The sequence below is a fragment of the Streptomyces sp. Da 82-17 genome (assembly GCF_046098215.1).
Taxonomy (GTDB): Bacteria; Actinomycetota; Actinomycetes; order Streptomycetales; family Streptomycetaceae; genus Streptomyces.
The window spans coordinates 1-12976 of record NZ_JBJURH010000043.1; the positions used below are offsets into that span (position 1 = coordinate 1).

Below are 12976 nucleotides of genomic sequence, written 5' to 3' on the forward strand. Positions count from 1 at the left end.
AGCGCGACCAGGCCATGGGTATCACCTGCGTGAGCAACCGACCTGGCCAGCGCCTCAGCGGCGTCACGGTCCCCGTCTTCCTCTCTCATCTCCGCCAGTTCTACTAGGGCGGTGACGTGGCCTGCGTTGGCAGCCTCGTAGTAGAACGCTGCGGCACCCTTCTGGTCGCCAGCCTTCTTACGCATGCGTGCCAGGTCGAGCAGAGCGTAGCTATTGCCCGCGTCAGCAGCCTGCCGAGCCAGCGCCTCGTTACTTCTGCTGTCTTCCTTACGCATCCGCGTCAAATCGAGCAAGGGGTAGGGGTTGCCTGCTTCGGCGGCCTGCCGGGCCAGCTCTTCAGCGCCGTCGTGGTCGCCAGCCTCCTCGCGCATATACGCCAGTTTGCCCAGGGCGGAGGCATTGCCTGCATCGGCGGCCCGGTGGAGGAGGTGGTTCGCCCATTGGAAGCGACACCGGGACTCAGCTTCCTCGGCGAGTTCCGTGAGTTCGTCGAGGTCAGTGAGGTGGGTGTAGGCGGCGTGCCAAAACGAGGCAGGCGGGCACAACGCCTGGCGGGTAGCACGGCCGTGTTGTTCGAGATAGTCCGCTAGGCGGAACACCGGCCCCGTTGCCGGGGCAGATGTAGCAACTCCTGTCGGGCTGCCGGGCCGGCGTCGCTGAGGGCGGGCCTTGGTGCGCCGCAGGGGTGCCTGCCTGCCGTGGGTGGGGCGGGCAAGCTCGGCGAAAGCCGACTCTGCCCAATCCTCGGCGAGCTCGTCGTAATCGTGGTCGCTCAAGTAGTCGATCGTGGCTTCGATGAGGAAGCTCTGTGGCAGATGGAGACCGACACCGAGGCGGCGTGCGTCCATCGCTGCCTCAAGCACGGCTCTGGCGGGCGGAGTGCCGCGCTCATAGCGACGCAACAGTTCGGGTACGCCCGCGAGGTCTTGGGTCACCCGCCCGTTCGCGCGGGTCCGGGTGAGAGCGTTGGCCAGCAGCCAGTCTCCGCCCTGTGCGAGAGCGGCTGCTTTGCGTAGCGCTTCTTTATCGAAGGCATCAGGGACTGTATGGGTCCGTCCAGCGAGAAGCTCTCGCACCCGGCTGTGCGGGTCCGATTTCCCCGGCGAGGGCAGAGCTGTGTACTCGTCGTCGTACTCCGGCCAGAGGGTGCCCAGGACCAGGACTGGCCTGCGCTCGGGATGAATGAGCAAGCTGTGTATGGCGGCTGCGATTTCCTCACCTACTCGGGGATCACCGAGGTAGTGTTGGGCTTCGTTCAGCCACACCACCGTGCGCGGCTGCACTTGTTTAAGCTCAGCGAGCGCGGCTTGGGCCCTGGTCGGGTCGAAGGGATGCCACAGCCGCCATCCCTGTTTCGCGAGCAGCTGCACGGCTTCCCAGCAGGCTCTGGTCTTGCCGGTCGAGGATGCTCCAACCAGGACCACCATCTGACTGTGACCCTGTGCAGCATCCCGCACCGCATCAGTGAGGATCTGATCGTGGTCTCGCGGAACGTAGCCGGGAAGGATGGGGCCCAGCGCGGCTCCGGACGGGTACTCGTTGAGAGTGGGTTCAGCGGGGTGGACCTCCAAGTCGTGAGGATTCCACTCATGAACAGGCTTTCCTGGCCCCTTGCATTGCCCCGGGGTGACTCCTGTTTCTCCAGCGGCAGTGCGCCGCAGATCCAGCAGCTTCTCCATCGGCAGGTTCAGCACGTGGGCCAGAGCCACGACTGTCTCGGCCGAGGGGGCAGAAGAGTCGGTCTGGAATGCCTGTTGCACGGTCGTGCGGCTGAGCTTCGATTGGGCAGCAAGCTGTGTCTTGGTCATTCGGGCGCTGGCCAGCGCGTCCGTCAGTAACCTGCGCAGATCGGCAAGTGCAGCGTCGCGCTCCCTGGGCTCATCGTGCACTTACTCACTCCTGACTCGGTGTGTTCGCCGGTGTTCATTTTCGTCCAGCCGCACCACAGCGAACACAGATTCCGAGATCTTCGTTCAGGTCAACAGCCCGCCATCGCTAAGGAACTTGTCGTGTCCGGCCTTGCCGCTATTCTGCTTACCGCCGCTCTGGTCACGGTCCTCGCACTGCTTATCGCTGTCGGCGCGGGCAAGCTTGCCCGTCTGGACGGCGCTACCTACCCTGCTGCCCTCATGCGAGCCGCCGCCACGTTTGCTGCGGTGCTCACCCTTGCATCCGCCCTGACCGGCGCTCTCACTCAGGTTCTCTCCTAGATGAGTGTTTGATTCTGGTTTGTTTGATTTGTGTGGATTTGACTGTGAGGGCTGAAAGTTGGGCAGCTTGCCCAGTTGCCTTGCCGACCCGTCCCGGCTGGGCCTCCGTCTACAAATGCCATCGGGGCCCTGCCGCTCGGTTGCGGGGCGGGGCCCGGTGGGCATGTAGCGACGGGGCGTGGGGTCAGGGCTCCGATGAAGCTGCACGTTGTGTATCCCGCGTGTTATCGGTGGGCGGCGGGTCTTCACGCACTTCGCGGTGATCGGGGCGCCTTGGTCGGCCGTCGCGCAGCTCACGGGCACCTTAAAGGGCTTCGCAACCCCAACTCCCCACAGCCCGTCGTGACTTGGATGTCGCGGCGGGTTGACTCATGTACAGGAGTGGTGCACTCTTCTTGATGTAACTCATGTACATGAGTGGCGAAGCTCAGCATCTATAGAGGAGTGATCCGCTGTGCGTCAGATCCCCGTCGACACCTCCGCCGCGACCGTGATGGTGGCCAAGGCTCCGCAGCCCAAGGTTCGTGACCGCCGTACCGGTGAGATCGCCACCGACGCCGAGACCGGCGCGACGCTGATGACCGTGGACGTGATGTTCGCGGCCAACAACGAGGTCGAGATCCTGTCCGTCACCGTCCCGGAGACCGGCGTCTCCGGTGACCTGGCCATGGGCACCCCGGCCGCGCTCACGGGGCTGATCGCCCGGCCGTGGGAGAACGAGTTCAACGGCCAGAAGCGGCACGGCATCGCCTTCCGTGCCGTCGCCGTCACCTCGCTTGCAGCCATGGCCACGGGCTCGGACTCGAAGGCGGCCTGAGCCATGACCTGGCAGACGGTCTTACTTCTGGTGGTCGTCGCTGCTGCGGGTTTCCTGCGGTGGCGGCGCCCCGCCTGGTACTGGCTGACCATCGGGGTCACGTTGGCCGCTGTGCGGGTCCTGGTCCGCTACAGCTCGGTCATGGAGGCCTGCGGGCTTACGGTCCCGCCCGCGCGCTGGCGGCTGATGGTGGCCCGGGTGGCCAACCGCCCGGCTCCGGAATCCCGCGTACCGCGCATCCTGCGGCTGCGGCCCACCCGTACCGGCCTGGTCCTGAGGATCAAACTCCGCCCAGGACAAGACGCCTTCGACGTCTCCGCCGCCTCGGACCGGCTGCGCCACTCCTTCGGGATGTACGGCGTGACCTCCCGCGAACTGCGCTCCGGCGTGGTCGAGATCCGGATGACCGGCTACGACGTACTCAAGCGGGTGCAGATGCCGGCCGCCGCCGACACCCGACCGATGCGGGTTCCGGTCGCGCTGCGGGAGGACGGCTCGGTCCACTACCGCGACTACCGCACCGTCCCGCACGGCCTGACGCTCGGTGCCACGGAGTCCGGCAAGTCCGTCTACCAACGCAACCTCGTCGCAGGGCTCGCTCCGCACCACGTCGCCCTCGTCGGGATCGACTGCAAGCAAGGGGTCGAGCTGTTCCCGCTGGCCCGACGGTTCTCCGCACTCGCCGACAACCCTGACACCGCGCTGGAGTTGCTGGAAGCGCTGGTGTCCCACATGCAAGAGGTCTACGAGCTCATCCGCGCCGAGCAGCGGATCAGCGTCGGCATACCGGATGCAGAGATCGCCGCCGACATCTGGGACCTGCCCGAGGAACTGCGGCCCGTGCCGGTCGTCGTCCTGGTCGACGAAGTCGCCGAACTTGCTCTCTTCGCCAGCAAGGACGAAGAGAAGCGTCGCGATCGGATCATTACCGCGCTGGTTCGTCTCGCCCAGCTCGGCCGCGCGGCCGGCGTCTACCTGGAGATCTGCGGGCAGCGCTTCGGCTCCGAACTCGGCAAGGGCATCACCATGCTGCGCGCCCAGCTCACCGGCCGTACCGCGCACCGCGTCAATGACGAGACGTCCGCGAACATGGCCTTCGGCGACATCGCCCCGGATGCCGTTCTGGCGGCCATCCAGATTCCCGCCGAGACGCGCGGCGTCGCCATCGCCGGGGATTCCAGCGGTGGTTGGCATCGGATCCGCGCCCCGCACACCTCGCTGCGCCAGGCCGTGAACACCTGCAACAAGTACGCCGACCGCACCCCCGAAGTGGCCGCGCTCGCGCCCTTCCGGCCGGTGGTCGCCCCGCTGTCGACGGCTCGCGTACGGCTGTCCAAGTCAGCCCCCGCCACGGCCTGACTCACCTTCCCTCCACGGTCGGCGCGACCACTCCACGTGCCAAGTCCCTACCCCCGCCATGCCTGATCACAGGAAGGAGCCGTGATGACCCGCCCCGCGTTCCGCGTCGACGCCGTCCTTGTCCAAGCCGTCATTGCAGGGGCGCTGTCCTTCGCCCACCTCCACGACCTTGCCGCCGCTGCCGGGCAGACAGGCTGGAAGGCCTGGGCCTATCCGGTCTCGGTGGACTTGCTCCTGGTCGCCGCCTGGCGACGGCTGCGTACCGATGGGCCGTCCCGGCTGGCCTGGTGCTGGTTCGTCATCGCCCTCGTCGCCTCGCTCGGCGCCAATGTGGCTACCGCCGGGCTGCTCGACCTGGACGACGTTCCGAGCTGGCTGCGCATTCTCGTCGCTGCCTGGCCTGCTCTGGCCTTCATGGGCGGGACTCTTCTCGCCCACTCGCCCGCGGGCCCGGCCTCGGCTCCGCCGGCGCCTGCCGCACCAGTCTCGTCTTCGGTCCCGGACTCGGCGCCCACAGCGGAGCGTGAACCGCACGCCGCTGCTGAGCCCGTCGCCCTCCCGGAGACGGGGAACATCCCGGCGCCGCCCACAGCCCTGCCCGTCCCGGCCGCGCTGGTCGACCACGCCCGCAAGGTCGCCGACGACCACCACGCCCGTTCCGGCAACCAGATCGACACCGACACCCTCCGCGCCCGCCTCGGCGTCCCGGCTCCGATGGCCGACGCGATCGCCGCCCAACTCGCCTGACACGCAAGGAGATCCGCCATGGCCCGCGACTTCTTCCACTCCGTGATGCGCATAGGCCCCGTACAGATCGGCACCCACCGCGACCGCCGTGGCCGCACCAAGCACGCCGCCGTGTGCACCAACGACCGATGCGGCTGGTCCGCTGACTACTCCAGCCAGTCCGCCGCACAGCTCGCCGCCCGTACCCACCGCTGCCGCGTCAGCTAGGAGACCGACCCCGATGGACGTTCCGCTCTGGCTCGCACTGCTCGTCGTCGGCTACCTCGGCGTCAAGCTCATCCGCCCGCCCTGGTGGCTGATCGCCGTGATCCTCCTCGGCGGCTTCCTCCTCGCTGACAGCGTGCTCGCCTCCGTCGTCGACGGCTTCATCAAGTAACGCGCCCCGAAAGGAGAACGCCGATGTTCCGCCCGAAGATCCCGACCAATTCCGCGCCCACCGGTCACGTCACGCCGCCCGCCATCGTGGAGCCGACCACCGTCGCGACGAGGGCGCAGGTTCCGGCCCCTGTTCCTGCGGCTCCCACGCCGTCCCGGCCAGCAGTGCAGCTCACCCCCGGCACCGCCCTCGCCCTCGTCGGCGGCGGTACGGCCGTGGTGCTGGTCGTTGGCGCCGTACTGGTCTCCATGCTCCTGGCGGTCGCGGTCACCGGCGCGTCGGTCGCCGTCTCCGCCTTGGTGATCCGCTCGCTCGTCACCGCCGACGCCAAGCGACGCTGACCGGCCCCCGGGCGGCCTCGATACCGCCAAGCATCCGCCGCCCGGGAGCCGTCCCGTCCGATCTCGCAACCGGAAGGAAGAAACCAGCATGGCGCATCGCGCCTCGCACGCACCTGCCCCGCCCCTCGACCCGACCACCCTCGGCGACCTCCTTCGCGTCGCCTCGGCCTCCGACTACACGCGCTGGGAGGACCAGATCCGCCGTACCGGCGGCTGCTCCGACCCCATCCACCTCACCGGCTGGACCCTCCACAAGGACAAGACCACCGGCGAGACCCTGCACCACTACACCACCGCCAACGAACCCGGCGGACGCCTCCGCCTCGCCTGCGGCAACCGCCGCGCCTCTCGCTGCCCCTCCTGTGCCTGGACCTACGCGGGCGACACCTACCACCTCATCCGCGCGGGCCTCGCCGGAGACGACCGCCGCGAAGTCCCCACGGCCGTCCGCGACCACCCCCGTGTCTTCGCCACCCTCACCGCTCCATCCTTCGGCCCGGTGCACAACAGGCCCGATCGTGGCACCTGCCGCTGCGGCACCCAACACGCCACGGACGCCCCGGAATTGGGCACGGCCCTCGACCCGGACACGTACGACTACGCGGGCGCCGTCCTGTTCAACAACCACGCCGGACAGCTCTGGCAGCGCTTCACCACCCGCCTGCGCCGCGAACTCGCCGCCCGCGCCGGCCTCACGCGCCGCGAACTCGCCGACCGCCTGCGCGTCTCGTACGGCAAGGTCGCCGAGTTCCAGAAGCGCGGTGCCCTGCACTTTCACGCGGTTATTCGACTCGACGGCCCGGAGGGGCCCGGTACGCCGCCGCCCGCCTGGGCCACGGCCGAACTCCTCACCGACGCGATCCGGGCAGCTGCAGCGCACTCCTACACGTCCGTCTCCGTCCCGGCCGCCGAGGACCAGCCTGCCCGCTCCTTCCGCTGGGGCACCCAGCTCGACGTCCGGCCGGTGAAGGCCTTCGGCGACGGCTCCGACATCACGGAACAGGCCGTGGCCTCGTACGTCGCCAAGTACTCCACCAAGGCCGCCGAGAACACCGGCACCCTCGACCGCCGCATCGGCGAACTCGCCGAACTCGACCGCCACGACATCCCCGACCACACCCGCCGCCTCATCACCGCATGCCGCGACCTGGACCGTCTCTACCCGGACCGGCGCCTCTGGGCCTGGGCTCACATGCTCGGCTTCCGGGGGCACTTCTCCTCCAAGTCCCGCCGGTACTCCACCACCCTGGGCGCCCTCCGCCAGGCACGCGCCGACTACCGGTCCGCCCAGGAGACCGAGGCCCTCGGCCTGGAGGACCGCGAGCCGGACACGGTCCTCGTACTCACCGACTGGCAGTACGCCGGCCACGGCCACACCCCCGGCGAATCCGCCCTCGCTGCATCGATCGCCCGCGGCCTCCAACTCAACCGAGACACCGCCCGCGAAGCCCTGCACGACCAACTCGCCCCGGAAGGAGCGCACCACCATGAATGACCGGTACCTGAGCGTCGCCCAAGTCGCCGAGGTACTCGGCACATCGGTGCGCTTCCCTCGCCGCCTGATCGAGGAACGCCGCATCAAGTACGTGAAGGTCGGTCGCCACGTCCGTATCCCCGAAAGCGCCGTACGGGACTACATCGAGAGCCACACCGTGGAGCCCGTACGCCGTCGCCGCTCGCGCTATGGGAGGGCTGCCTGATGGCGGGGAAGGGCAAGAAGCGCCGTTTCGGTCGCATCCGGAAGCTAGCCTCCGGGCGTTACCAAGCCCGCTACTTGGGCCCCGACGGAATCGACCGCCCGGCGCCCCACACCTTCGCGACCAAGGGCGAAGCGGACGACTGGCTCGCGGAGCGTCAGTCCGAAGTCCGTCGTGGCGACTGGGTGGACCCAGATGCCGGCGCGGTCAACTTCGAGGAGTACGCGCTCCGTTGGATCAAGGACCGGCGACTCTCCCCGACCACCGAGGAGCTGTACCGCCGCAACCTGCGGCTGCACATCCTGCCCACCTTCGAGGACCTGGACCTGGACGAGATCACTCCGCCCATCGTCCGCGCCTGGCGCACAGAGCGTCTAGACACCACGGGCGCAGACAGCACGGTCGCCAAGTGCTACCGCCTACTCAAGGCCATCTTGGAGACGGCCGTCGATGACGAGCTGATCCGTCGAAACCCCTGCCGGATCAAGGGTGCTGGACAAGAGAACCCCGATGAACGCCCGACCGCGACCGTCGCCCAGGTCGACGCCCTCGCCGACCTGCTCGGCCCGCGCTGGCGCCTCATGGTCTACATCGGCGCGTACGGTCCGGCCCGCCCCGAAGAGCAAGCCGCTCTCCGCCGTTCGGACGTCAGTCTCGAACCCCTCGGCCTCTGGATCCGCGGTGCCGAGCCGGAGTTGAACACCGGCCGCCGTGTCCCCGGTGACACCAAGTCCCGTGCAGGGAAGCGGTTCATCGTGCTGCCCGCGTTCATGGAGAAGGACGTGAAGCGGCACCTGGCCTGGTACGCGGAGAAGAAGCCGGACGGGCTGATCTTCGTCGGGGAGAAGGGTGCTCCGTTCCGGCGCTCGACCTTCGGCCGGAAGTGGCGCAAGGCCCGAGCCAAGGCCGGCCTTCCGGGCACCTTCCGGTTCTACGACCTTCGTCACACCGGGCACACCCTCTCCACCCAGTCCGGCGCGACCCTCAAGGACACGATGGTCCGCGCGGGACAGTCCTCCGAGAAGGCCGCGATGATCTACCAGCACTCCAACCTGGAGCGGCAGCAGGAAGTGGCCGACGGCATCGATGATCGTGTCCGCGCCGCGCGAACGAAGGCTGCCAGCAAGGCAGATGAGCAGTCATCGGGCACGCAACGGGCACGAGACGCTTAGATCGGTCTAGACAACAAACAACCCCCGGGTCGATGACCTGGGGGTTTGTCATGGAGCGGGTGACGGGAATCGAACCCGCGCTCTGAGCTTGGGAAGCTCATGTTCTACCATTAAACTACACCCGCAAAAATGCCAGGCCGTGACCTGTCGCATCGTGTGGACACCCTACCTCATCCTCGCCTTCCGGTGTATTCACCGGCACTTCCGCATGCCTCGGGCGGAGCCCGAACTCGCTGCGGGGAGCGGGAGTTGGGGCGTACCGTGGCGGTGCGGAGTGCCGCCTGGAGGGGCGTCCCTTTCATCCCGTAATGTGAGGTTTCGTTGCAGTCAGCGACCCAGTGACTCACGTGGGGAAGGGACTCGAGGACTTGATGGAGCGCACCGTCGTCCGTTGTGCCGAAGGGCACGTCTTCAGCACCGCTTCGTTTCCGATGCAGCAGCTCGGCGCCGAGCGGATCGGGCCGGGACGGCTGATCCGCTGTCCGCGTTGTGCGCGGTTGCGGCATGCGGTGCCGGTGGTGGACGGGTCGGCCAAGAGGTAGCCGCGAGAGGTAGCGGCAAGAGGTAGCGGCAAGAGGGAGCGATCCGGAGAAACCGGTTCGTGCGGAGCGCGCGGGCGGCGTCCGATTGGGGCGCGCCCGCGCGCTCTGCGTATCCTCGGGACGTGCTTCTCTCAGACAAGGACATCCGGGCCGAGATCGATGCCGGTCGGGTGCGGATCGACCCGTACGACGAATCCATGGTGCAGCCCTCGAGCATCGACGTGCGGCTCGACCGTTACTTCCGGGTGTTCGAGAACCACCGCTACCCGCACATCGACCCTGCCGTCGAGCAGACCGATCTGACGCGGATGGTGGAGCCGGAGGGCGACGAGCCGTTCATCCTGCACCCCGGTGAATTCGTGCTCGCGTCGACGTACGAGGTCATCACGCTTCCCGATGATCTCGCCAGCCGGCTCGAGGGGAAGAGTTCGCTCGGGCGGCTCGGGCTTGTCACGCATTCCACCGCCGGGTTCATCGACCCCGGTTTCTCCGGGCATGTGACGCTCGAACTCAGCAATCTCGCCACGCTGCCGATCAAGCTGTGGCCGGGAATGAAGATCGGCCAGCTGTGCATGTTCAAGCTCAGCTCCCCGGCCGAATTCCCTTACGGGAGCGAGCGATACGGGTCGCGTTATCAGGGGCAGCGGGGTCCGACGGCTTCGCGTTCCTATCTCAACTTCCACAGAACGCAGGTGTGAGCAGCGGTATGAGTGACGTCGGCGGCGTGCGCGAGAATCTGACGTACGAGAAGTTCGGAGTGGCGGTGCGCGAGCTCGCGCAGGCCATCGCCGATGACGGGTATCAGCCGGACATCGTGCTCAGCATCGCGCGCGGCGGGGTGTTCGTGGCGGGCGGGCTCGCGTACGCGATCGACTGCAAGAACATCCACCTGGTGAATGTGGAGTTCTACACCGGGGTCGGCACGACCCTGGAAATGCCCGTGATGCTGGCGCCCGTGCCGAACGCGATCGACTTCAGCAACAAGAAGGTCCTGATCGCCGACGACGTCGCCGACACCGGCAAGACCCTGAAGCTCGTGCACGACTTCTGCCTCGACACCGTCGCCGAGGTCCGCTCCGCGGTGATCTACGAGAAGTCGCATTCCCTCGTGAAGTGCGAGTACGTGTGGAAGCGCACCGACGACTGGATCAATTTCCCGTGGAGCGTCGAACCGCCCGTCGTGAAGCGTGAGGGCCAGGTTCTCGACGCGTGAGCGGACGGAGAAAGACCGACAAAGACGGAGAATGAGAACGATGAAGGGGCCGGCGTGCACGCCGGCCCCTTCATCGTTGCTTCCTAGACCTAGAACGATCTAGAACGTGCCCAGCTTGATGATCGACAGCAGCGCGAGCAGCTGGATCGACGAGGCCGCGAGGGCCTTCGGCCAGGCCAGGTCGTGGGACTTGCTGACCATCGTCGTGAACAGGGCGCCCGCCGCGACCCACGTCGCCCAGCCGAGGATCTGGACCAGCGGGGCGTCGCCGCCCAGGAACATGGCGAAAACCAGTCGGGGCGCGTCCGTGATCGACATGATCAGCATGGACAGGCCGACCGTCGGCTGCCAGGCGCCGTCACCGCCGAGCTGGCGGGCCAGCGTGTGCGTGACCGCGCCGAGCACCAGGGCGCTGACCACGATGGCCACGCCGGTGGTGAGGACGATCGGGACGCTCGTGGCGAGCGTGGCGTTGATCGCGTCCTCGCGGGCCGTGTCGAAGCCGAAGACCGCGAGCAGCCCGTAGATGAACGTGACGATCAGCGCGGGGGCCCACATGGCGTGGTCGCGCATCTGCAGGAACGTGGGGCCCGGCTGCATGACGATGCCGCGCAGCAGGTCCTTCCAGTGCAGCCGCGGACCTGCCGGGACGGGGGCGGCGCCGGCGCGGTAGGTGTCCCCCTGGCTGTACGGGTCCTCGCCGATGGAGAAGGCCTGGGTGTGCCCGGGGTTGTTGTTCGCCGCGAACGGGTCGTGCGGCGCGCCCTGCTGCGGGTACGGGGCGTGCTGGCGCGGGTCGCCGAAGTACTCGGGCTCGCCGTGCGCACCGCCGCCGTGCGCGGAGCCGCCCTGCCCGGAGCCGCCCGCCTGGGGCCACTGCTGCTGCGGGTACGGGGGCGCGGGCGGGCCGCCGTACGGGGGTTGCTGTCCGTACGGCTGCTGCTGCGGGTGTTGTTGCGGGCGAGGGCCCTGGGAGCGGTTGTCCCGGCCGCGTCCGATCCTGAATCCAGCCACGTAATCGAACGTACCTGGTCTGCGGGGGTGGTGTGGGGCGGCGATCGGTTCGGGGGTCGGTTTGCGGCCGAGCTGTGACAACCCCTAAGGGGCAGTGACGGGGCTTCTCCGGGACTTCTCCGGGATCTCTTGGGGTGGCGCTCACCCCTTCAACCGCAGCGGCACCCCCACCTCCTCCGGCCGGATGTGCTGGGCGTGCTCCGGGTCGAGGCCGGCCGGGGTGCCGGGCAGGACGAGGATCGCGCCGCGCCCCTTGTTCCAGTACGTGGAGAACACCACCGCGTCCTGGCGCCGGTCCCCGTTGACGTCGAGCAGCTCGGCGCCCTCGAAGTCGAAGCGCGCGGGCCGGCCGGGCAGGCCCGGGGCGTCGCCGGAGACGGTCTGGGCGTCGGAGACGCGGAACCCGGCGGCGCGGTGCGGCAGCAGGAACAGGCGGTCGACGTCGGTGAGGCGGAAGCCGGGCCTGCCGGTGACGAGGTCGGCGTCGCCGTCGCCGGTGACGTCGCCCACGGACGTGCCGAGGCCCCAGTACATGCCGCGGCCGGTGAGGACCTGCGCGGGTGCGCCGCCGCCCAGGCCGGAACGCGCGCCGTGGAACACGGTGAGGCGGCCCTCGCGGGCGGGGCTCTCGCCCATGGCCACCAGGTCGTCGAGCCCGTCGCCGTCCACGTCGCCGACGGTGCCGCCGCGCAGCCCGTCGTCGACGTCGGCCATCGCCTCGTCCAGCCGCGGTTCCAGGGCGGGGCCGCGGACCAGGCCGTCGGGCCCGCCCCGGTAGTACGCGACGGATTCGAGGTCCTCGGGCGCCGACTCGTCCTCCTCCGCGTCGAAGTCGTACGTCAGGATCAGGTCGCTGCGGCGGTCCCCGTCGAAGTCGCCGGTGAGCAGGCCCGAGGGGCTCGTGTACCCGTGTTGCCCCAGGTCCAGGGGGAGTTGGCGGGCGGCGCGGCCGGACCGGTCGAGGGGGCCGAGGAGGAGCCGGCCGGGCACGGGGACGGACGGCGAGTCCGACTCGCCCGCACCGCCCAGGCCGCCGTCCAGCAGGTCGGTGCTGCCGTCGCCGTCGAAGTCGCCGGCGGCGCGCGGGGTGAACCGGTCGGGTACGTCGAGGACTTGGGGCTCGGAGAGGCCGCGCGGGCCGCCGTACATCGCGAACGCCTCGCCGCGCCCGCCGCCGGGGCCGCGGTGGCCGACGAGGTCGGTGAAGCCGTCGTTGTCGAGGTCGGCGCGGATCAGCGCGGTGACGGCGTTCCCCTCTCCGCGGCCCGCGGCGCGTACGGCGGTCTCGGGGCGGAGGCCGGACGGGGAGCCGTAGACGACGACGAGGGTGGTGCGCATGCGCGCGTCGTCCTTGCTGCGGGAGAGGACGACCTGCGCGAGGTCGTCGTACCCGTCGCCGTTGAAGTCCTTGAGGGCGGCCCGGTCGAGCGGGTCGGGGGAGGCGTCGGGGCGGCCGGCGGGCGGGACGGTGGGGCGGGGGGAGGCGGG

15 protein-coding genes and 1 tRNA gene are annotated in these 12976 nt (G+C 68.9%); 12 read left to right on the forward strand and 4 right to left on the reverse strand.

Going from position 1 to position 12976, the window contains the following annotated elements; translation table 11 throughout:
• On the reverse strand, positions 1-1889 hold a 1889-nt coding region (locus tag ACIDOF_RS37130; protein WP_409010682.1), incomplete at its 3' end, for a helix-turn-helix domain-containing protein.
• Positions 1890-2009: 120 nt separating this feature from the next.
• Here ACIDOF_RS37130 and ACIDOF_RS37135 point away from each other — a divergent pair.
• The 10 genes from ACIDOF_RS37135 to ACIDOF_RS37180 all read left to right on the forward strand — a co-directional run bounded on the left by ACIDOF_RS37135 (position 2010) and on the right by ACIDOF_RS37180 (position 8719).
• Positions 2010-2210, forward strand: a complete 201-nt coding sequence (locus tag ACIDOF_RS37135; protein ID WP_409010683.1) for a hypothetical protein — start codon at positions 2010-2012, stop codon at positions 2208-2210.
• 454 nt (positions 2211-2664) lie between these two features.
• A complete protein-coding gene (locus ACIDOF_RS37140) occupies positions 2665-3027 on the forward strand; it encodes a hypothetical protein (RefSeq protein WP_409010684.1) in 363 nt (120 codons plus the stop codon).
• A 3-nt stretch (positions 3028-3030) separates the two neighbouring features.
• Complete coding sequence (locus ACIDOF_RS37145; RefSeq protein WP_409010685.1) at positions 3031-4386, forward strand: FtsK/SpoIIIE domain-containing protein; 1356 nt, start codon at positions 3031-3033, stop codon at positions 4384-4386.
• An 84-nt stretch (positions 4387-4470) separates the two neighbouring features.
• Positions 4471-5133, forward strand: a complete 663-nt coding sequence (locus tag ACIDOF_RS37150; RefSeq protein WP_409010686.1) for a DUF2637 domain-containing protein — start codon at positions 4471-4473, stop codon at positions 5131-5133.
• An 18-nt stretch (positions 5134-5151) separates the two neighbouring features.
• Entirely contained in the window at positions 5152-5340 is a 189-nt protein-coding gene (locus tag ACIDOF_RS37155; protein ID WP_409010687.1) for a mobile element transfer protein, read from the forward strand.
• 13 nt (positions 5341-5353) lie between these two features.
• Complete coding sequence (locus ACIDOF_RS37160; RefSeq protein ID WP_409010688.1) at positions 5354-5509, forward strand: hypothetical protein; 156 nt, start codon at positions 5354-5356, stop codon at positions 5507-5509.
• 23 nt (positions 5510-5532) lie between these two features.
• On the forward strand, positions 5533-5850 hold the full coding sequence (locus ACIDOF_RS37165) for a SpdD-like protein (protein ID WP_409010689.1): 318 nt from the start codon (positions 5533-5535) through the stop codon (positions 5848-5850).
• Positions 5851-5938: 88 nt separating this feature from the next.
• Positions 5939-7345 carry a replication initiator protein RepSA gene (gene repSA, locus ACIDOF_RS37170; RefSeq protein ID WP_409010690.1) on the forward strand — a complete coding sequence of 469 codons (1407 nt, stop codon included), beginning with the start codon at positions 5939-5941 and terminating at the stop codon, positions 7343-7345.
• On the forward strand, positions 7338-7550 hold the full coding sequence (locus ACIDOF_RS37175; RefSeq protein WP_409010691.1) for a helix-turn-helix domain-containing protein: 213 nt from the start codon (positions 7338-7340) through the stop codon (positions 7548-7550). Before repSA ends, ACIDOF_RS37175 begins: the two co-directional genes overlap by 8 nt.
• Positions 7550-8719 carry a tyrosine-type recombinase/integrase gene (locus ACIDOF_RS37180; protein ID WP_409010692.1) on the forward strand — a complete coding sequence of 390 codons (1170 nt, stop codon included), beginning with the start codon at positions 7550-7552 and terminating at the stop codon, positions 8717-8719. Before ACIDOF_RS37175 ends, ACIDOF_RS37180 begins: the two co-directional genes overlap by 1 nt.
• A 51-nt stretch (positions 8720-8770) precedes the next feature.
• Here ACIDOF_RS37180 and ACIDOF_RS37185 read toward each other — a convergent pair.
• Positions 8771-8844, reverse strand: a tRNA-Gly gene (locus ACIDOF_RS37185).
• 539 nt (positions 8845-9383) lie between these two features.
• Here ACIDOF_RS37185 and dcd point away from each other — a divergent pair.
• Both dcd and ACIDOF_RS37195 read left to right on the forward strand, forming a co-directional pair.
• Complete coding sequence (gene dcd / locus ACIDOF_RS37190) at positions 9384-9959, forward strand: dCTP deaminase (RefSeq protein WP_409010693.1); 576 nt, start codon at positions 9384-9386, stop codon at positions 9957-9959.
• Positions 9960-9967: 8 nt separating this feature from the next.
• Positions 9968-10474 carry a phosphoribosyltransferase gene (locus ACIDOF_RS37195; protein ID WP_409010694.1) on the forward strand — a complete coding sequence of 169 codons (507 nt, stop codon included), beginning with the start codon at positions 9968-9970 and terminating at the stop codon, positions 10472-10474.
• Between the two features lie 99 nt (positions 10475-10573).
• Here the strand turns inward: ACIDOF_RS37195 and ACIDOF_RS37200 are convergent, their stop codons facing one another.
• Both ACIDOF_RS37200 and ACIDOF_RS37205 read right to left on the reverse strand, forming a co-directional pair.
• On the reverse strand, positions 10574-11569 hold the full coding sequence (locus tag ACIDOF_RS37200; protein ID WP_409010695.1) for a Yip1 family protein: 996 nt from the start codon (positions 11567-11569) through the stop codon (positions 10574-10576).
• A gap of 60 nt (positions 11570-11629) precedes the next feature.
• A partial coding sequence (locus ACIDOF_RS37205) for an FG-GAP repeat domain-containing protein (protein ID WP_409010696.1) occupies positions 11630-12976 on the reverse strand: 1347 nt, incomplete at its 5' end.